This window comes from Natrarchaeobaculum aegyptiacum (genome assembly GCF_002156705.1).
Lineage (GTDB): Archaea > Halobacteriota > Halobacteria > Halobacteriales > Natrialbaceae > Natrarchaeobaculum > Natrarchaeobaculum aegyptiacum.
In genome coordinates, this window is sequence record NZ_CP019893.1 from 3,300,908 (window position 1) to 3,320,220 (window position 19,313).

Annotated in this window: 20 protein-coding genes and 1 tRNA gene; 10 read left to right on the plus strand and 11 right to left on the minus strand. The window is 61.7% G+C overall.

Annotation, left to right across the window (positions count from 1 at the left end):
• The first annotated feature begins 45 nt into the window (after nt 1-45).
• The 3 genes from B1756_RS15955 to B1756_RS15965 all read left to right on the plus strand — a co-directional run bounded on the left by B1756_RS15955 (nt 46) and on the right by B1756_RS15965 (nt 3,392).
• Nucleotides 46-1,227, plus strand: coding sequence for an ABC transporter substrate-binding protein (locus tag B1756_RS15955; protein WP_161493197.1), 1,182 nt, complete (start codon nt 46-48; stop codon nt 1,225-1,227).
• Between the two features lie 255 nt (nt 1,228-1,482).
• Nucleotides 1,483-2,349 (plus strand): branched-chain amino acid ABC transporter permease, encoded by an 867-nt coding sequence (locus B1756_RS15960; RefSeq protein WP_086889452.1) that lies wholly within the window; start codon nt 1,483-1,485, stop codon nt 2,347-2,349.
• A gap of 11 nt (nt 2,350-2,360) precedes the next feature.
• On the plus strand, nt 2,361-3,392 hold the full coding sequence (locus B1756_RS15965; RefSeq protein WP_086889453.1) for a branched-chain amino acid ABC transporter permease: 1,032 nt from the start codon (nt 2,361-2,363) through the stop codon (nt 3,390-3,392).
• A gap of 340 nt (nt 3,393-3,732) precedes the next feature.
• On the opposite strand, the gene B1756_RS15970 is transcribed toward B1756_RS15965, so the two are convergent.
• From B1756_RS15970 to B1756_RS15980, 3 genes are all read right to left on the minus strand, one after another.
• Entirely contained in the window at nt 3,733-4,884 is a 1,152-nt protein-coding gene (locus B1756_RS15970) for an ABC transporter substrate-binding protein (RefSeq protein WP_228434398.1), read from the minus strand.
• Between the two features lie 246 nt (nt 4,885-5,130).
• On the minus strand, nt 5,131-5,835 hold the full coding sequence (locus B1756_RS15975; protein WP_086889455.1) for an ABC transporter ATP-binding protein: 705 nt from the start codon (nt 5,833-5,835) through the stop codon (nt 5,131-5,133).
• Complete coding sequence (locus tag B1756_RS15980; RefSeq protein WP_086889456.1) at nt 5,832-6,551, minus strand: ABC transporter ATP-binding protein; 720 nt, start codon at nt 6,549-6,551, stop codon at nt 5,832-5,834. Before B1756_RS15980 ends, B1756_RS15975 begins: the two co-directional genes overlap by 4 nt.
• Before the next feature lie 344 nt (nt 6,552-6,895).
• Here B1756_RS15980 and B1756_RS15985 point away from each other — a divergent pair, with 344 nt between their 5' ends.
• Nucleotides 6,896-8,251 (plus strand): methyl-accepting chemotaxis protein, encoded by a 1,356-nt coding sequence (locus tag B1756_RS15985; protein ID WP_086889457.1) that lies wholly within the window; start codon nt 6,896-6,898, stop codon nt 8,249-8,251.
• 404 nt (nt 8,252-8,655) lie between these two features.
• Here B1756_RS15985 and B1756_RS15990 read toward each other — a convergent pair whose 3' ends face one another.
• On the minus strand, nt 8,656-8,874 hold the full coding sequence (locus B1756_RS15990; RefSeq protein WP_086889458.1) for a DUF7283 family protein: 219 nt from the start codon (nt 8,872-8,874) through the stop codon (nt 8,656-8,658).
• A 67-nt stretch (nt 8,875-8,941) separates the two neighbouring features.
• Nucleotides 8,942-9,601: a glycerophosphodiester phosphodiesterase gene (locus B1756_RS15995; protein WP_086889459.1), complete on the minus strand. Its 660-nt coding sequence runs from the start codon at nt 9,599-9,601 to the stop codon at nt 8,942-8,944.
• A 366-nt stretch (nt 9,602-9,967) separates the two neighbouring features.
• Here B1756_RS15995 and B1756_RS16000 point away from each other — a divergent pair, with 366 nt between their 5' ends.
• From B1756_RS16000 to B1756_RS16010, 3 genes are all read left to right on the plus strand, one after another.
• On the plus strand, nt 9,968-10,414 hold the full coding sequence (locus B1756_RS16000) for a response regulator (RefSeq protein WP_086889460.1): 447 nt from the start codon (nt 9,968-9,970) through the stop codon (nt 10,412-10,414).
• Nucleotides 10,415-10,712: 298 nt separating this feature from the next.
• Nucleotides 10,713-11,450 carry an SDR family oxidoreductase gene (locus B1756_RS16005; protein ID WP_086889461.1) on the plus strand — a complete coding sequence of 246 codons (738 nt, stop codon included), beginning with the start codon at nt 10,713-10,715 and terminating at the stop codon, nt 11,448-11,450.
• Between the two features lie 152 nt (nt 11,451-11,602).
• Nucleotides 11,603-11,836: a MarR family transcriptional regulator gene (locus tag B1756_RS16010; RefSeq protein ID WP_086890226.1), complete on the plus strand. Its 234-nt coding sequence runs from the start codon at nt 11,603-11,605 to the stop codon at nt 11,834-11,836.
• A gap of 206 nt (nt 11,837-12,042) precedes the next feature.
• Here B1756_RS16010 and glnA read toward each other — a convergent pair whose 3' ends face one another.
• Entirely contained in the window at nt 12,043-13,398 is a 1,356-nt protein-coding gene (gene glnA / locus B1756_RS16015; RefSeq protein ID WP_086889462.1) for a type I glutamate--ammonia ligase, read from the minus strand.
• 261 nt (nt 13,399-13,659) lie between these two features.
• Entirely contained in the window at nt 13,660-13,983 is a 324-nt protein-coding gene (locus tag B1756_RS16020) for a DUF8106 domain-containing protein (protein ID WP_086889463.1), read from the minus strand.
• Between the two features lie 142 nt (nt 13,984-14,125).
• Between B1756_RS16020 and B1756_RS16025 the strand changes: the two genes are divergently transcribed.
• The gene (locus B1756_RS16025) at nt 14,126-14,476 is read left to right on the plus strand and encodes a thioredoxin family protein (protein WP_086889464.1); all 351 of its coding nucleotides are present in this window, start codon (nt 14,126-14,128) and stop codon (nt 14,474-14,476) included.
• 9 nt (nt 14,477-14,485) lie between these two features.
• Here B1756_RS16025 and B1756_RS16030 read toward each other — a convergent pair whose 3' ends face one another.
• The 3 genes from B1756_RS16030 to B1756_RS16040 form a co-directional block, all read right to left on the minus strand.
• Nucleotides 14,486-14,758: a hypothetical protein gene (locus B1756_RS16030; protein ID WP_086890227.1), complete on the minus strand. Its 273-nt coding sequence runs from the start codon at nt 14,756-14,758 to the stop codon at nt 14,486-14,488.
• Between the two features lie 48 nt (nt 14,759-14,806).
• Complete coding sequence (locus tag B1756_RS16035) at nt 14,807-15,340, minus strand: hypothetical protein (protein WP_086889465.1); 534 nt, start codon at nt 15,338-15,340, stop codon at nt 14,807-14,809.
• Between the two features lie 105 nt (nt 15,341-15,445).
• Nucleotides 15,446-16,027 (minus strand): SprT-like domain-containing protein, encoded by a 582-nt coding sequence (locus B1756_RS16040; RefSeq protein ID WP_086889466.1) that lies wholly within the window; start codon nt 16,025-16,027, stop codon nt 15,446-15,448.
• A 158-nt stretch (nt 16,028-16,185) separates the two neighbouring features.
• Between B1756_RS16040 and B1756_RS16045 the strand changes: the two genes are divergently transcribed.
• Together B1756_RS16045 and B1756_RS16050 are read left to right on the plus strand one after the other, a co-directional pair.
• Nucleotides 16,186-16,806, plus strand: coding sequence for a nitrous oxide reductase accessory protein NosL (locus tag B1756_RS16045; RefSeq protein WP_086890228.1), 621 nt, complete (start codon nt 16,186-16,188; stop codon nt 16,804-16,806).
• Between the two features lie 289 nt (nt 16,807-17,095).
• Entirely contained in the window at nt 17,096-18,808 is a 1,713-nt protein-coding gene (locus B1756_RS16050) for an ATP-binding response regulator (protein WP_086889467.1), read from the plus strand.
• Nucleotides 18,809-19,020: 212 nt separating this feature from the next.
• On the opposite strand, the gene B1756_RS16055 is transcribed toward B1756_RS16050, so the two are convergent.
• A tRNA-Leu gene (locus tag B1756_RS16055) sits at nt 19,021-19,103 on the minus strand.
• Nucleotides 19,104-19,313 lie beyond the last annotated feature (210 nt).

Below are 19,313 nucleotides of genomic sequence, written 5' to 3' on the forward strand. Positions count from 1 at the left end.
ACTCCAGGCAGTGGTAGTGGTGGGAAGCGATCCAGGCGAACTGTATTGAAAACAACCGGCGTCGGCGTCGGTGCGGCGCTGACTGCAGGGTGTATGGGCGGCGGAAACGGCGATGACGACGGTGAGGGACCGATCACGATCGGTGGTGCTCAGCCGTACTCTGGCCCGTTCGCACTCTACGGGAACATGCACACCGCCGGCGTCGAGTTCGCCATCGAGGAGATCAACGAGAACGGCGGCGTCCTCGGCCGTGAACTCGAACTCGAGGCAGCAGATACGGAATCCAACCCCTCGGAAGCCAGTACGATCGCGACGCGGATGATCGAACAGCACAACGCGGCGGCGATCGTCGGTCCGGTCTCGAGCGACGTCGTCCTCGCGGTGACGCCCGTCGCCGAGTCCCAGGAAGTGCCGATGTTCATCACGGCCGGAGGTGACCCGGAAGAACTCACTCAGGACTCGCGATACACGTACCGAACTGTCGGACCGAACGCGATCACTGCAGCGCGCCTCTTGATCGACCTCATCGAAGACCGTGGGTACGAGACGGTCGGCGCGATCACAGCCGATTACGCCTGGGGCCACGCGATGGAGAACGCACTCAGTGACGAACTCGGCGGCGACATCGAGTTCCACTCGGAAGTCGCGGCCTTTCAGGAGAGCGACTTCGCGCCCCACCTGCGGAACCTCCCAGACGAGGTCGACTTGCTGGTTGGTACCTCCCACCCGCCGGGAGTTCACCCGATCTTCCAGCAAGCACTCGAGATCGGAATGGAATGGGACCTCTACACGACTGCGACGGCGCCGACGACGGCGAGTATCGAAACGATCGGTGAGGATATCACCCAGGACTACACGACACTGACGATCCCGGACATGTTCACCGATCAGTTCGCCGACGTCGCAGAACGGTTCTACGAGGCGACCGGCGAGGCGTTCGACACGACGATCGCAGCGGGGTACACGACGACTCACGTGATTGCCGAGGCCATCGAGGCGGCAGGCTCGACTGATACCGTCGACGTGAGCACCGAGATACGGAACATCGAGTACGACGGCCTCTACGCCAGTCCGGTCCGGTACACCGAGTGGGGAGAACCGGACGACATCGAACTGGTACTGACCGGGTACGAGTCCGGAGATTCACCGTGGCCGCCGGACTCAGACGTCCGACCCGTCGAAGAGTACCGTTCCGATCCGATTCCGGCCTACGAACCGTCGGAGTAAGTGCGATCCCAGAGCAGGGGGTACCGCCCCCCGCCGGCTTCGAGCGCGCTTTCCCGAGACGATGGACCTCCTCTGAGCGGATAGCGATGTGCGCGTCCCGGATCGAAGGCGTACTGTGCGAACTGGAATTCTGCCGAAGCCCCGCGCTCCGAGCGGCTCGGGGCGAGTGTGCCACCCGACGGCCGGTCGACGGACTGTCGATCGTCGCACCGTACCACAATATATAATACCGAGTGCTGTGACAACATCCCTGTAATGGTTGCAGAGACACTTACCCGGATTGCGGAATTCACAATCGATGGGATAACCCAGGGGCTCGTACTCGCCTTACTGGGGCTGGGAATCACGATCGTGTTCGGCCTCGGCGGGGTCCTCAATCTCTCGATTGGCGTGTTCGCGTTCCTGGGAGTGATCGTCGCACTCGAGCTCCTCGGGATAACGGGGAACTTACTGGTATCGGCCGTCTTAGCCGTGGCAATCGTCACCCTCTTCGGACTCGTCGTGGACAAATCGTTGCTCTCTCTCGTCTACCGCTCCGAAGGTGAAGAACGAATTCTGCTGGGTATCTTCGTCACACTCGGGCTGGCGATCTTTCTCGACGGGTTATTGTTCATCTCGTACCCGTCGTCGTACTCGCTGTCGTTCGGCATCCCGTCGACGACCATTGCGGGCGTGCAGATCCGTGGCTCGTCGATCGGGATCATCCTGATCAGCACGGTGATATTGACTGCACTCTACCTCTTTTTCAGTCGTACCTACCTCGGTGGGGCAACACGGACCGTGATGCAAGATGAGACAGGAGCCGTTCTCTGTGGGATCAGCCCACGGAAGATGCGAACGTTCGTGTTCGCGCTGAGCGTGGCCATCGCCGCCATCGCTGGCATTCTGTACAGTACCACGCAATCCGTGTATGCCGCCACCGGATTCGAACTGACGATCCTCGCACTGATCGTCTCCATCGTTGGCGGGGTCACGAGTATCGTCGGCGCCGTCGTCGCCGGGCTCGCGCTCGGCATCATCGCAACGTTCACGAGCGCATACGTCGGCGCGTACGTGGCCGAAATCGCACTCTTCGCCGTTGCAGTGATCGCGCTCCTGCTGCAGCCTGAAGAAATTGCCTAGGAGGGATACTCATGAGTACACAACAATCATCGTTCGAAATCGCCGGGTTGAATTGGACGCAAATCAGGATCCCGCTCGTGCTGGTCCTGCTCGCAGCGATACCACCGCTCGTATTCCACGAGGGCGCCACCTACGTCTCCCGGCTGTTCATCATGGCGTTGATTTTCGCGACGCTCGCGATGGCGCTCAACATCGTCTTCGGACACACCGACCAGCTGTTCCTCTTCATGGGCGCACTCACCGGTATCGGTGCCTACACGACCGCGATCACTGCCGAGTCACTCGGGATCTCGCCGTGGGCCACTCTCCTGCTCGGCGCGCTGTTGGCCGGCGCTATCGGTGCACTGGTCTGTTTCGTCTCGGCCAAACTTCGGTTTACGGTGATCCTCATTTCGATCCTCACGCTGGCGTTGCAGTTCGCGATCGTCGAGTTCTTCGTCGGCGCGAGCGACCTCACCGGCGGCAGCACCGGGATGGTCTTCTCCGGGCTGGCGTTCGAATCCATCCAGGAATCGCTCGGAATCCACGAACACGTGATTCTCTACTACCTCGTGCTCGCGATTCTCGGCGCAACGATCGTTTTCTACGACTGGATGCGCCGCTCGAAGTTCGGCATCGCCTTCGACGCGATCCGACAGGACGAAGTCGCCGCTGAATCGGTTGGCGTCAACGTCGTCCGGTACAAGACGGTCGCCGGGTTCGTCAGCGCGTTCATCATCGGCCTCATCGGGCCGATGTACGCCCAGCTCGAGGGACTGATTATCCCCGGGATGTTCCAGTTCCAGGTCATCGACGTGCTGGTGCTGATCATCCTCATCGTCGGCGGAATGCGAACGCTGCTGGGCCCGATCGTAGGTGCCGGGATCATCATCTACATCAACGAGGAACTGCAGGCAGCCGGCCAGTGGCGGATGGTGCTGTTCGGTGCACTGCTGATCGTCCTCTTCCTGTACTTCCGACAGGGGATCGTTCCGTTCGCCAGAGACCTGCTCCACGAACGCATCAAAATCACTGAACGTCTCGCGAGAGAAGAACAGACCTGATCGCGAGAGGGGACGGTTCACCGGTTCCAAATTCTAACGAGACTGGTAGTAAGGTGCGTTTCAGACGTTTTCTGGACGGCAGGACGCAGACGGAAACCGATTCGACGTCCAGATAGACCACGCGGAATTTCACCGTCTCGATCGATCGCTGAACAGTGATCGCTGACGATATCCGGGAAGCCACCGATCACACTCCTCGCTGGTCTCTCCACGAACGGGCCAGCAATTCCCCGCTCACCGACGTCGTCTGCCGGCGTTCGGTCATTCGCCTCCGCGAACCAGAAACGACCAGCTGCCAGCCGTTCGAACGCCCGAAAAAGGATTGTGACTCGAATCCGTCTCAGATCCACTCGTCGGGATCGACTGCGTCGAGCGTATCCGTTCGGTAGACCTCCTGCAGATCGAACTCGCCGTCGGGATAGTACTCGGGTGCCTCGAGTTCGAAGCCGCTCCAGATGAGCGAGTACTGGTCCAGTTCACCCCACTCGGTGAACTGGAGCGGTTCCGCGAACAACGTGTCGTACTCGACTTCGCGGAGTCCATCGGCGATGTCGACGGGGTCAGCCGATCCCTGCTGTTCGATTACTTCGGCGATCAGGTTCACCGTCACGTAGCCGATCGCCTGTGTCGGACCGAAATACTCGCCGGTTTCCTCGTAGAACTCGTCTGCGACCTGCTGGTACTCGTCGGAATAGACGTCGGGCAGGTGACCGAACGCGTACCCTTCGGAGATGGGGTCGCCGATCGCACCGTACGCCGATTCGGGCGGTGAAACTGCCCCGGTCATTAGCTCTGGCTCGAGGCCGATCTCGACCATCTGGCTGAACATATCGTTGATGCCCGGCGGATGACCGGAGCCGACGAGGATGTCCATATCGTCGGGCATGTCGCGGAGGTACGGCGTGAAGTCGCTCTCACCCTGCGGTGCCATGTCCATCGTGAGATCGATGTCGTCCGGGAACGTCCCTTCGATCGCGTCTTCTGCAGCGTGCCCCCACGCGTAGTCGGCATTGATCGCACCGACGGTTTCGTACCCTTCGTCGGAAATGATGTCGGCGACGGCCTCGATGAACGCCGGTGCCGGGGGAAGCGCCGTTCGGAACGTGTACCGAGAGTCCCGCGGGAGAATCTCGATGTCACCTGCTGCGTGTAAAAACAGCGGCACCTCGAGGTCCTCGGCGGTACTGGATGCGGTGACCCCGACGTCACTGGAGACTGGCCCAATCGCGGCGACAGCATCCTCGCTCTCGACCAGTCGGGTCAGGATGGTGGCCGCTTCGCCGGGGTCGGATTCGGTGTCGACTCCCTCGTGCTCGAGTTCCTGATCGAGAACGCCCCCGTCCTCGTTGATCTGTTCCATCGCGAATTCAGCACCCAGGGTGTGGGTATCTCCGTACAACGAGAACGGACCCGAGTACGGCTGGAGACCCGCAATCGTGATGGTATCGTCGTCTCCGTTGCCCTCTCCCATACAGCCAGCAAGGAGACTCACACCAGCCCCAGCGCCGGCTGCCTTCATGAACGATCTTCGTCGTACGTTGGAATGACTGCTCTCTGGCATTCGGACCACGATAGCATCTTGCATTCGGCAGACTTGAATCTTTTTGCACGACGCTCCGGTGGGGGTATCCCACGTCCACAAAACGGCTCAGGCCGGCTTCCACCTCGAGCGGAGGCCACATCGAACCGATCAGAACTCAGCTAGACGACGAGCGTGCGAACCGAAGGGGGGTACCAGCTATCCACGCAGGTAGGCTTCGCGCACGTGATCACTTTCGAGGAGGTCGTCTCCCGTCCCCTCGGTGACGATCCGCCCGTTTTCGAGGAGGTACGCCCGGTCGGCGAGCTCGAGCGCCCGGTCGACGTGCTGTTCGACGAGCAAGACCGGAATGTCGTCGCTGATCTCTTCAATTTTCTCGAAGACGCGCTCGGCCAGTTGCGGTGCCAGTGCACCCGAGGGTTCGTCGAACGCCAACATCTTCGGCTGGGCCATCAGTCCGCGGCCGATCGCCAGCATCTGCTGTTCGCCACCACTGAGCGTCCCAGCGTGCTGATTCCGTCGCTCTTCGAGCACGGGGAACATGTTGACGACCTCCTCTCGGGTCTCTTCGAACTGCTCGCGATGACGGTACGATCCCATCCGAAGGTTGTCGTAGACGGACATGTCGTCGAAGAGGTTTCGCTCTTCGGGCACCTGGACGAAGCCGTGTTCGATGATCTCTTCCGGTGAGTACTCCGACGTGTCCTCACCGAAGATTTCGATCGTTCCCGAGGTGGGCTCGAGTAGCCCGGAGAGCGTTTTCAGCAACGTCGTCTTTCCTGCCCCGTTCGGGCCGACGATCGCGATTACCGACTCGTCTTCCTCGACGGTCATCGAGACGTCCCAGAGGACCTGGAGGTCGCCGTAGCCGACGTTGAGATTCTCGACGTCGATGAGCGTCATACCTCGACACCTCCGAGGTAGGCCTCCTCGACTTGCTGGTTCTGCTGGACCTCCTCGGGCGTCCCGTCGGCGATCTTCTCACCCTGATTGAGGACGATGATCCGATCGGTCGAGCCCATGATCGCATCCATGATGTGTTCGATCCAGAAGACGGAGATCCCGCGTTCGGACCGGATCCGCAGGAGCGTATCGGTCAACGTCTCGAGTTCCGCTGGCGTCAACCCGCTGCCGATCTCGTCGACCAGGACGAACTCCGGCTCGGTCGTCAGTGCGCGGGCTAACTCGAGGAGCTTCCGATCTGCCAGGTTCAGAGCCCCGACCTCTTCGTCGATGGCGTCGTCCAGGCCGACGAACGCCAGGTTTTGACGTGCGCGTTCTTCTGCCGCTGACCGAGAATCACCGTTCCCAAAGATACCCCCGACGACGACGTTCTCGAGTACCGTCGACTCGTTGAACGTTCGTGCGGTCTGGAACGTTCGCGCGACCCCCGTTCGCGATATCTCGTGGGGCTTCATGCCGGTAATCTCCGTGCCGTTCAGATAGATCTCGCCTTCGGTCGGCGGATAAACGCCGGTAATAGCGTTGAACAGTGTCGTTTTACCGGCCCCGTTCGGCCCGATCAGTCCAACGACTTCTTCGTCGTCAATCTCGAAGGAGACGTCGTCAACGGCTACCAGGCCTCCAAACGCCTTAGTTACACCTGTCGCCCGTAACATGGTATGCCGTTGCTGCGCATACGATATAAATGGTGCGGGAGTAACGACGTTCCAACCAGCGGAAACTGGGGTGCGAAACGGGCTCGAAGGTATTCTCGACGCACGGCTTCGGCGGTCGTTGGGAGTCGTGGCGAGTCGTGGCAGATCGTTTCGTAGATCCTCCCAGAGTAATCGCGTCTGCCTTCCCAGTTCCCAATCCACCAGCGTTCAGTCGTGTGCCTATCTGTCGTGAATCGGGCACGTTTGCAACGCGGGACAGCCGACTGTCAGCCGTTCGTACTGCGGACGAGGCTCGATACGTTCTGCCGGTAGAGTTTTGTATTCGTTGTAATGATTGATATCCAATGCCAGATCCGGACCTGTTTCGACCTCAGCAGACCGCGTCATCCGATGACGCTCCCCGGGGTGACGACGAATCGGCCGACGCCGATCGCCTTCGAGAGGAACGTGATTTCTGGAAATCACTTTTCGAGAACCTCGTCCAGGACTTTCCGGAACCGGTTCTCGTCGTCGACGACGACGGAACGATTACCCACTGGAATGATCCACACGTAGAATTATCTGGAATAACTCACGAAGAAGCAATTGGCAACAAAGCAATAGACGTAATTGGAACCGAAGGCGTCACCGAAACGTTGGCCGAAGAGATCGCCCGAACGGGAGAATCGGTCAGTGAAGACAAAATTCGGTCGAACACCGGCGATGATAACGAGTGGCACATCCGGGCAGCCGGTGCACCGTTACGGGATACGGATGGAGAACCCATCGGTGCTTTTGAATATATTAATATTGTTACAGATCTCGAGAAGCGTCGCAGAGAAATCAAAAATGTGCAGGAGGAAATTACCGACATCGTTCACGGCGCTGTCGACGATCTTCTCGAGACGACAGAACAGAACGCTGAGACGAACGACCAGCTCCGGCGAACGTCTCGAGCGCAGGTCCAGAACCTGGAAACGATCCGTGACGAGATGGAATCACTCTCGGCGACCGTAGAAGAAGTGGCGGCCAGCGCCGACGAAGTGAGTGATCAGAGTGTGACTGCCGCTGAACTCGCAGGCGAATCGAAAGCGAAGACCCGGGCGATCGGTGATGCGATCGACGAAATTCGCGAGGCAGCGACTGCGCTCGCCGACCACAGCCGTGATCTCCAGGCGCGGATGGAAGAGATCGACACGCTCGTCGACGTCATCGACGGCATCGCAGACGAGACGAACCTGCTCGCGTTGAACGCCAACATTCAGGCCGCACAGGTCGGCAGCGGAGCGGAAGGGTTCACCGTCGTCGCCGACGAGGTCAAAGACCTCGCCGACAAATCGAAAGAAGAAGTCGCAACGATCGAAACGATCGTCGACGAGGTCCGGGCGAACACCGACGAAACGGTCGAACGCGTCGACACCACTCTCGAGCAGGTCGACGACGCAATCGACCACGCCGAAGCGGTCGACGAGATGCAATCGGAGATCACTCAGGCGATCGACGAGGCGTCCGCGGGAATCGAACAGATCGCACAGGCGACCGACGAACAGGCCGCGACCAGCGAGGAAGTCGCGACCATGCTCGGTGACGCCGTCGAGGAGATCGAACAGATCGCAGACGAAGTCGACACCCTCGCCGAGGTCAACGGGGCTCAGGCCGAGAGCGTTCGAGCGGTACGCGAAGACGTGAACGAACTCGAGTCGAGTCTCGAGTCGGCCTGATTCTGGCTTTCTTTTTCGACTACGTAACCGACGGACAGGGTCGAGACGTCTTACGATCGAGTGAACCTCCACTCGAGGAGGACGTGTCTGTCGACGAACCACTTGAAGTATTCATTACGAGAAAAATTCATTGGTTATATGTCTCTGGAGGGGAGAACTCGACGGCGCTGGCTCGCGACGTGTGCAGCAGCGACAGCCGGTGTGACAACGGTGGCAGGCTGTGCGAGTGACACCGATGGTGGATTGTCACCGAACGTTCTGGGAAGTGACGGTGACTTCGGCTCGTGGCCGATGGTACACTACGACGCGGCCAATCGCTTGTCAGTTCCCTACAGTGGCGTGAACGGAAAACCGGACGTTCGCTGGACCGTGGAACTTGAGGTCAGAACTGAACCGCCGGTCGTCTACGATGACGTCGCGTTCGTTCGGGGGCACAGATCGTGGTTGTATCGTGCGCTGGCGGCGTAGTCGCTGCTCGTGACGCGTTCGATCGTCGTTGCTGCTTTTGGTGCGTCCGGTGGTGGAAGTGACGCGAGGCCGAGTGTGATACCCGCGAACGTGACGCTGACGAGCACCACGGCGACGTAGGCGTACCACGCGTCCATCGGCGCCTCGAGATCCATGTCGGCTCTGCTGCCCGATCCTATTTAAACCCGAACCGGGAGGAACGCCGATACAAGCTGGAAGGGATCAGCGACCGATCGGGCGATCGGCAGAGACTGAGTCGACGCCACGCCAGGCGAGCACGCGCGCCAGTACGGGCCGGTCGACCGTCCATGCGCTGATCTCGAGTCCGACGTCGTGTGCCCGGTCGACGATTCTCGTGCCGAGACAGCGCGCGTAGGTGGCGCCGACGACCTCACAGTCCAGTTCGACGGCCGTGGTAACGGGCGCCTCGAGTGTGCGACCGACGAGCAGTCCCGTCGGCTGGTCCGGGTCGAGGTCTCGAACGCGACGGAGTTCCGACGGGAGAAACGAGCTGAGTACGACGCGGTTTTCTAGCCCGTCGATGGTCTCGAGGACGTCAGCCGCGATCCCCGATGACTTGAGTTCGACCGAGAGTTCGAGATGCGGCGGGACGGCCTCGAGGACGTCTTCGAGCGTCGGGATCGGCTCGCCGGAATCGAGTACGGTGTAGGACTGCAGGGCCTCGAGGGAGAGGTCGGCGACGAGTCCGGTGCCCTCGGTAACCCGGTCGATCGTCTCGTCGTGGACGACGACGAGTTCTCCCGAGCCACACCGGCGAACGTCGAACTCCACTGCGTCGGCACGTCTGCCGACTGACTGGATAGCCGAAACGGTGTTTTCGGGAGCTATGTCCGCGAACCCACGATGGGCGATCACGCGCATTACCCGACGTACGGCTCGGGTCCGGATATATCGGTCGCTCGAGTCTCTAGCGAAGGGGAAGTGATCCGTTGCGACTGACCCCCTGTGTAACAGAAAAAAGATAGTAGCCCAAAGGCATAATCTATTTGCAAAATAGTGGCCTGTCGCCGACGATGCCCAAAGATGTTAGCAGGTACCTTTAACCGAGTACCGTTACTACACCTTCCAGACGAACTCCCTCATGGATATCATTCGATCGAATCTTTCCTCGTTCCGTGATGACCGTCCATCGTTGCTCATCCGCGACAGTCGCCGGAACGGGTCGCCGTACTGTGTCCGAACGCTCATCGGCTCTCAGCTGCTGGGAGCCACGGTCTGTAGTGACTGATGACGAACGTGCTCGAGGAACCGATCGAAATCCTCCTCGTCGAGGACAATCCGGGGGACGTTCGACTGACAGAAGTCGCGTTCGACGACCTCGACATTCCCGTCGAACTCACGGTTGCGACCGACGGCAACGATGCTCTCGAGTTTCTCGCAGAACGGCGAGACGAGCCATCGACACTTCCAGAACTCGTCTTGCTCGACCTCAACCTTCCGCGCACGGGTGGGTTCGAATTTCTGGAGGCTATCCAGAACGACGCTGAACTCGCACGAATCCCGATCCTCGTCCTGACGAGTTCGACGGCCTGTGAAGACGTCGTCGAGAGTTACGACCTCGCGGCGAACGCGTACCTCACGAAGCCGACAGATCCGAACGAGTATACCGATATGGTCGCCGTCGTCGCGGACTTCTGGTTCAACCGAGCCGCGCTGCCGTCGACTTCTCACTGATCGGACGCCAGTCGTGACATCGGGCGGATTTTGACCCGATTGTGGAAAACGAACGCCACGAGTCCGGGCCCATCGGCCGAATTGTTCACGGCCTCATTCGAGACCTATCACTTATAAGTGTATCATTAGCTTTTGTTATTTTCGATTCCTCGGTTCGTTCCTGCCCCTTCGTCTCCCGGTTTCGCTTCCAGAGGAGACCCGTCGACCCCGGGCTACCTGATCGAGCGCCCGCTGGCGACCCTCCACGGCGGTACAGAGAACCCCCGAGATTGATCCCGGTCGAGAGCGTAGTTACCGTATGTCACCACCGACAGATCACTCGTCACTGGACGAAGACTTCGAAGACACTGTCGCGGTAATCACCGGGGCAAGCGGCGCCCTCGGGAGTGCCTGCGTCGAGCGATTCCACGAACTCGGTGCCACGGTGTGTGCCGTCGACGTCGTCGAGCCAGCCGCCGACGAGAGTGCCCTCGAGCCGGAGACACTCGGGGCAGTGTCGTTCTACGAGACGGACCTGACCGAGGAGTCGGCAGTCGAGACACTCGTCGACGACGTCGTAGCCGACCACGGGCGACTCGATCACCTGGTGAACGTCGCCGGTACGTGGCGTGGCGGCGACCCGATCGAGGAGACCGACGAAAGCGAGTTCGACCTGCTCGTCGACGTCAACCTCAGGACGGCCTTTCTGGCGTCGAAACACGCCCTGCCCCACCTCCAGGAGACGGAGGGATCGATCGTGAGCGTCAGCGCCCGGTCCGCACTCGAGGGGGGATCCGGTGACGGCCCATACCGGATAACGAAAGCCGGTGTCCGGCTACTGATGGAGACGATCGCCGTGGAGAATCGTGGAACCGTCAGGGCGAACGCGGTGATGCCGAGTGTCATCGATACGCCGGCGAACCGTGAGATGATGCCCGACTCCGATCACGAATCGTGGGTCGACCCTCGAGATATCGCTGACGTGATGGCCGTCCTCTGTAGCGACCTGACGAGCGTGACGAGCGGTGCTGCGGTCCCGGTGTACGGCAAAGCCTGAGCACTGCCACCAGACCGCGTCGGAATGCTGGTGTTTTCGGCTTGCCGACGAATGTTTCACGGTGTCGGTTGGCACATTATTTCTTCTCGAATGTAGCGCTGTGCAATCCTGGGATGGGTTTTTATTCGACGATGGAGATCCAACAGGTGACAATGCGTTCACACGAGTCAGCGACGCAAGCACAGCTCGAACCAGTTCCAGAGACGATCGAGTCGTCACAGGCCAAGCTGGTGTACCTCTGTCTCGAGGCGAGTGACGGTGCCACAGTCGAGGACCTGACCGAGACGTTGACGATGAAGAAAATCGACGTGCTGAGCGTGCTGCACTCCCTCGAACGCGACGGACTCGTCGATAATCGCCACGGTGAGTTCGTCGTCCTCGAGTGATCGAACGAATGCGCGGGACGCTGGTCGTGATGCGTTGTGGAAATGCGAAAAATTCGGCCGATGGTGTCGCCGGCCGACGGACGAGACAGACTGTGACGGGCCCGATCCCGACGATGAATTCGGCGGTACTCACCGCCGGGCACGGGCCCACGCGGGAACGATGACGGCGAACGGGCGGTCAGGGCGATCGTCGGGTGGGTACTCGGTCAGAACGTTTCGAGGTACTGATCGAGTTCCCATTCGGAGACTTCGACGAGGTACTCGCCGAACTCCTGAGTCTTCGCTTCGACGAACTTGGGTGCGACGTGCTCGCCGAGGGCCTCGTAGATGACTTCGTCTTCCTCGAGGGCGTCGACGGCTTCACCGAGGTTCGTCGGGAGGGTGTCGATGCCGTACTCGTCGCGCTTGGCTTCGTCGAACTCGTAGATGTTCTCGCGGATCGGGTCGGCACACTCGAGCCCCTTCTCGATCCCGTCGAGACCCGCGTGGAGCATCGTGGCGAACGCGAGGTATGGGTTACACGAGGGGTCCGGCGAGCGCAGTTCGATGCGCGAGGCAGCCGGGACGCGCGCGGCCGGCTTGCGCACGAGCGCCGAGCGGTTGCGGTCGGACCAGGCGACGTAGACCGGTGCTTCGTAGCCGGGGACGAGGCGCTTGTAGCTGTTCACGGTGGGGTTCGCGACCGCCGTGATCGCGGGGGCGTGCTCGAGGATGCCCGCGAGGTACGAGTGGGCCGTCTCCGAGAGGCTGAACTCGTCGTCTTCGTCGTAAAAAGCGTTCTCGCCATCTTCGGTCATCAGGGACATGTGCGTGTGCATGCCCGAACCGTTGATTCGCGGGATTGGCTTTGGCATGAACGTCGCGTGGAGGTCGTGCTGGGCGGCGATAGCCCGGACGACCGTGCGGAACGTCGCGACGTTGTCCGCCGTCGAGAGCGCGTCGTCGTACTCGAAGTTGATCTCGTACTGGCCGCGGGCGACCTCGTGGTGACTGGCCTCGATCTCGAAGCCCATCGCCTCGAGGCCGTAGATGATGTCCCGTCGGACGTCGCTCGCGAGGTCCTTGGGGGCGAGGTCGAAGTAGCCGCCGTGGTCTGCGGTCTCCGTGGTGGCTCGGCCGTCCTCGTCTTCCGTGAAGAGGAAGAACTCCGGCTCGGGAGCGAAGTTCGCCTCGAAGCCCATCGATTCGGCGCGTTCGATCGCGTTCTTGAGGACGCGACGTGGGTCGCCTTCGAACGGTTCGCCCGTCGAGGTGTCGTAGACGTCACAGATCATCCGGGCGGAGACGCCGTCTTCGTCCTGTCTCCACGGGAGGATCGCGAACGTGTCTGGATCGGGGACGAGTCGCATGTCCGATTCCTGGATGCGAACGAAGCCCTCGATCGAGGAGCCGTCGAAGTAGATCCCCTCGGTGAACGCCTTTTCTGCCTGTCGAGCCGGAACGGCCACGTTCTTCACGACGCCGAGGATGTCCGTGAACTGCAGTCGGAGGAAGTCGACGTCCTCCGATTCGATTTCGTCCAGTACGTCCTGTTCTGCCGAAGTCAGGTTTCCACCTGTCATCTTCTTCTCGACTTCACCTATGGAATCCACTATTAAAGCTCTGCTGTTGTGGGCGAATATGAGCTCACTCGGGAAAAACTGAACGTTATTCAAATATTAATACGTCTTGAGAGTATCCCACTGGGTGTATGGATGCCTACCTGGGGAATGAAGTGGAATATGTCCACATCGTGGATACTCGTCCGGGTGTGTGTGTGGATTCGAGAGCAGTTCTGACCGGATCGTGGCCGAACGCTCTCCGACCGTCCGACTCCAGTCCGGTCAGGAGCGAACGGCCCCTGCCATCGCGACCATCGGGTATCCCCACGTCGCGACGTAACCGGCGACGCCCGCCTCGAGGGAGGTCCGCCAGACGTCGACCGAACTCTGGGCGAGTCTCGACAGCGGCCGGGCCGATCGTGGCCGTGGCCGCTCGGTGAGCGTGTACCCGCAGTCGGGGCAGACGTACCGCTCGGTGTCCACCCCCGCGTCGATCACCCAGTCCCCGTCGACTGGACTCTGGTGATCACAGGCCGGGCAGAACAGGGTCGACTTCCGTCGCGTCCCCGCTCGAGTTGCTGGATTGGAAGGAACAGTCCCGGTCATCGCAGTCGTCTACGGCCTCGATGCCTAAATCCGCTGGCGGTGTCACTCCCTGTCACGATCTGCCCGATCTCGAGAGGCGACGACCGGTCCGGTACGGTTGGCCGTGCGTCACGGCTTTCTGGCTTCGAAACCTACGACTGCCATGAACGATCGAACGGTGAAGCCGGTCGAACTCGAGACGGAAGCCGACCTCGAGGCGTTTCTGGCGGACAACGACGTCGCGATCGTCGAGGTGTACACGTCGGGGTGTCCGAAGTGCCAGGCGATGGCGCCTGTTCTGGGAAACGTCGCCCGCCAGACCGGGCTGGCGATCGGGACGTGTAACCCAGCCGACGATCCCGCGTTTACCGAGCGCCTCGACGTGCTGTCGGTCCCGGCGCTGTATCTGTTCGAAGACGGAAGTGAGGTTGCTCGCGTCGCAGACGGCTTCCTCGGCGGCGACGAGGTAGTTTCGTTCGTCGCCGAACACGTCCCCGAAGCCGTCGACGCGTAGCGGCCGACGTCACTCGTCTTCGGGATCGATTTCGGCGAGTGATCGCTCACCCTCGAGTACCTGTTCACCGAGGTCAGTGAGGTCGTAGACGCCGGTCATGTGTTTCGTCAGTAATCCGTGATCGGCCAGCTGTCGGCACCGATGTGCGGCCTGTGGCCCGCGGCAGATGTCCGCCTCTACGATGTGTTCCGGGGCGAAGACGTCCTCCGATCGCATCTCCTCGAGAATATCGACATCGAGGGGAATCGCCCACTCGGGGAGGTCGGAATCACTCTCGCTCATCAGCCGAGATTCGTCCTCGCGGTTCATGAATGAACCGGGTCATGGGTGCTATCGGTCGGGCAGCAAGTCGGTGTGGACGACGGCCCGGTACTGGTCGTCGGTGGCGTCTTCGAGCCGACCGAGCAATGTGGCGACGTGTGGGAACGATTCGGGGAGTTCGAACGGGTCGTCGGCGTCGTTGGCCCGGCGTTTGCAGATCGTCACGAACGACCGGACGGTGGGATACGTTCCCATGCGCGCGTAAACGACGCCAATTTCCGCCTCGAGCTGGTCGGTCCACGTCTCGGTTATCGCGGCAGTCTTGGCTCGTGGTTTCTCGGTTCGATCGGTCAATTCCGACGCGTCGAGGTCGACGTCGTCGAACGCGCTGTCGAGGACCGCCTGCAGTTCGTCAGGGTCGGCCGCCGGCGCGGACGCCTCGACGTCGGCATCGAGTAACTGGGAGAGCGCATCGAGTTCCTCCCGGCGGATCGCAACGGGGTGGACGAAGTCGTGGGTCTCTTTCGGGAGTTTGTAGGACCTGCCCTCGACGCCCTGCTCGCCGTGTTCGGTCCGGCCGAGCATCAGATCGAATATTCCCATAGCTAGAGAGTGGGCAGGAACCGATTAAGAGTTCTGCGGACCGTTCGAGGCACGAGGTGTCGAGCGGTCGATCCCAGGGTCACTCGACTGCCACACACCGATCGGTCACCACCGATCGCCGAGGGCCGCTTTCACGCCGCCGAAGCCGCTTGCGCTCGTCCAGGTTCGACCGCTCTCGACGTGTTCGACCTCGTAGGAACCCCCACACGCGCCACAGCGATACTGATCAGGGGCTTTCACCGGCTGTGAGGCACGGTGGCGCTCGGCCCGCCAGTCGCAGTGGTCCTCGAGACAGTGCAGGACGTACCGGGGGTCGGAGAACGACTGGCAGTGACGGGGCGCGTCGAGTTCGGCGGCCCGCTCCAGAAATCGTGGTCCGTGGCCGGATTCTCCGAACTGCTGGAACTCCCAGGCGTGGACCAGTTCGTGTCTGACAACCGCAGCGAACGCCGGCCAGTCGTAGGCCTCGTAGGCCCGCCTCGCGAGGACGATCGTCGCCACCTCGCGATCTGCATGCCATCGACACGCGCCAGCACGACGTTTCGCCCGCGCCGAGACGTCCCACTCGAGGGCGCCGAGGTCGACTGACACGTCGTACTCGTCGACGACCTCGCGGGCGTGGATCCTGGCCCGGGCGAGCAGTTCGTCGTCGAGGGTGTAGGTCTCGTCGTCGCTCTCGCCTGTCACGATCCATGAAGGTTGCCCCTGATCGAAAGGTTTTGTGACCCGACAGCCGAGTCGTCCACACACCGTCGGTGGATGGAGAACGGATCGGCGACCGACTGGATGGCCGTTTCGAGCGCCGAACCACGGCCATTTTATCGCTCGCGACCCAACCGCCACCGATGACAGGAAGGGACGTCGACCGCCGAACACGTCGACAGGCACTCGCCGCGACGGGGACGGCACTCGCGATGGGGATCGCGGGGTGCGCTGATGACGGGGACGGGACCACCGACGGAGCGGTCGATGCCGCCGGTGCAAACGCCGAACCGGACGGCAGTTCCCCGTTCCTGTTCGATCACCCGGTCGACGAACCCGAGACGTTCGACTCCTCGCACGCTTGCGGCGTCTGCACGATGGGCGTCCTCAACTACGAGGACCGGATGGCCCAGCTCGCTCACGAAGACGGATCCGGCATGGCCTTCTGTAGCCCGGGCTGTCTGTTCGCTTACGTCGCCTATCCCGGTCACTTCGACGGCGCGGCCGCCAACGTCGCGAACGTCTGGGTCACTACGTTCGACACCGGTGAGTTGATCGACGCCAACGAGGCGTCGTTCGTCCTCGAGCGTGACGAACGTCGATCAGACGCCCCGATGACGATCGATCCGGAGGTGTACGAAGACGAGGCGGCCGCCCTCGAGTTCGTCGAGCGGTACGAGGACCTGGACGAGGACGACGTCGTCGGGTTCGACGCCGTCGACGAGGACGTCGCGCGGATCTACCGACCCAACCGGTTACCCTGACCGCCCCGAAACTCACGCTGCCGTCACATTTATTGCCTGAGACGGGGCCTGTTGGAACGAAAACGCGACACGAGCAGTTTTCACATGGGGACAGCGAAACGAATCGACGGTCGCCGGAAACGAGCTACGTTTCGGGGAGTGGGGACGCTCTCGACCAGCACGTTCGACCGCTCTGGAGAGGGATCGGTGGGACAGAGACCTCGATCGACGTGGGCAGCGAGCGGTCAGTCAGTCGAACGCCGATCTCGTCGGTCGACACGGCAGGGCGAATACGGGGAGGGAAATCGCGATGGGGCGTGATCGATCGGCGACGAACCTTCCCCCCGTCGACGGCGAGCGACGGCGTCCCAGACGCCGGTCGTTTCGAATCCTGTACGTCGATTCCGACGATGACGCCAGCACGGCGGTAGTCGACGCGCTCGCACCGTCCTACCCGGTCGACACGGCACGATCGCTCGAGGCGGCCGAGTCACTTCTCGACCGGCAGATCGACTGCGTCGTCGTCACCGTCGACTTCCTCGAGGGACGCGACGACCCGGCGGCGTTCTTCGACTGTCTCGAGCGCGCCGACCCGGACACACCCGTGCTCCTCTTCGGATCTACCCAGGATGTGGACCTCCTCGAGCAGCTTCTTTCCGTCCCCCGGGCGTCGGTCGTCACACGGACGGCGAACGGAGGGGTCCCCAAAACGGACGACCTCGACGACCTCCTGTACGCTCTCGAGGAGCACTACGAACGATCCATCTCCGACGTTCGCGAAACGGTCCTCGAGATCGCACGGTCGCTGATGTCCGCCGCGCCGGACGAAATCGACGTCGAAGTCGAGTGGGGGCTGAAGCTCATCGGCAGGCGTCTCGACGCCGACCGCTGTCTGGTCTTCGAATACGAGGGCAGCTCACTCGACCACCGGTACTCCTGGAGCCGGACGAACCACCAGGAACGGATCGGGACGATCCCGACATCCCGATTCCCGGGATTCGAGACTGCTCTCGAGTCGTTCGAGACGTTTGCGATTCCAGCAGACTCCCGCAACGGACCGGAGATCGAGGTTCCAGAGGGATTCGTCGGGACGATCCACTCGAATCCCGACCCCGACCCCGACCTCGAGTCGGGCCGGCAGGATCCTGAGGGCCACCGCGTCCGGTACCTCGCCGACCGCGACGTGGAGTCGCTGCTCGCCGTTCCGATCGTCGTCAACTGGGAACTCGAGGGCGTCCTCGCGATCGAGCAGGAGACGAGCCGGCGGTGGCCCTACTCGTTACGACAGCAGGTCAAAACCCTCGCGGAACTGATCGGGTACACCCTCGAGCGGGAACGACGACGCGCCGAACTCGCCCGCCACAACGACCGCCTCGAACGGTTCACCGCCGTCGTCAGCCACGACCTCCGGAACCCGCTGAGCGTCCTGACGGGCTACGCGGAACTCATCGAAGAGACAGGAGATCCACGGTACGTCGACGACGTCCTCGAGTCTGCGAACCGGATGGAAGCGATGATCGACGACCTCCTCGAACTCGCCCGGGACGGGGCCGACGTCGACGAGTTCAGAACCGTCGACCTCGACGACCTCGTGACCAGCGCCTGGAACGGCGTCGACACGGACGGCGCGACCCTCGAGACGGTCGACCTCGGGACGCTCGAGTGTGACCCCGGTCGGCTGCGGCAGGTGCTCGAGAATCTGTTTCGGAACGCGGTCGAACACGGCTCGAACCCCCACGACGACGGTCCGGGGCGAGTCCGCATCCGCGTCGAAGGGACGGCAGACGGGTTCGCCGTCGAAGACGACGGTCCCGGAATTCCGCCGGACAAACGCGACCTCGTCTTCGAAGAGGGGTTCACCGGTCAGGACGGCACCGGCCTCGGCCTATCGATCGTCGAGACGGTCGTGACCGGCCACGGCTGGACCGTTACCGTCACCGACGGCGACCTCGGCGGTGCACGCTTCGAGTTCGACACGTCCGGGGACGTCGGCCCGACTCGGGGGACTCGAGGCGGCTATTGAGGGGTCGGGGTGGACAGTCGTGACTCAGAACGGATCGTCCGTCAGAAGCTTTGCGAGGGAAGATCCCGCGTAGGACCTTCTGCATCTCTGTTCGGCACGTATGCGCCCCACTGCGATGCGAGGGGAGGGAATCGAACCACGGTCGCAGGAAACCTGCTCCCTGATTCGATTCCTCCGGCATCTCTGTTCGGCACGTATGCGCCTCACTGCGATGCGAGGGGAGGGAATCGAACCCACGAACTCCTACGAGAGCGGATCTTGAGTCCGCCGCCGTTGGCCGCTTGGCTACCCTCGCACGCACCTCGTCGTTGGTACCGTTCGCTTGAATACTCTGCGATTTGCTCGGAACGACGCCGGTCGTCCGTGTGACGCCTGAAATACTATCCCGATTAATAGTCCTCTCGGGCAAACGTACAGTGTACGGAGATTGAAGGTTACACTTCGGACGCAGTGACGGTCGTTTCTGTTCATCGATGGCCGCATACCCACTTCTCGTGAAAACCTC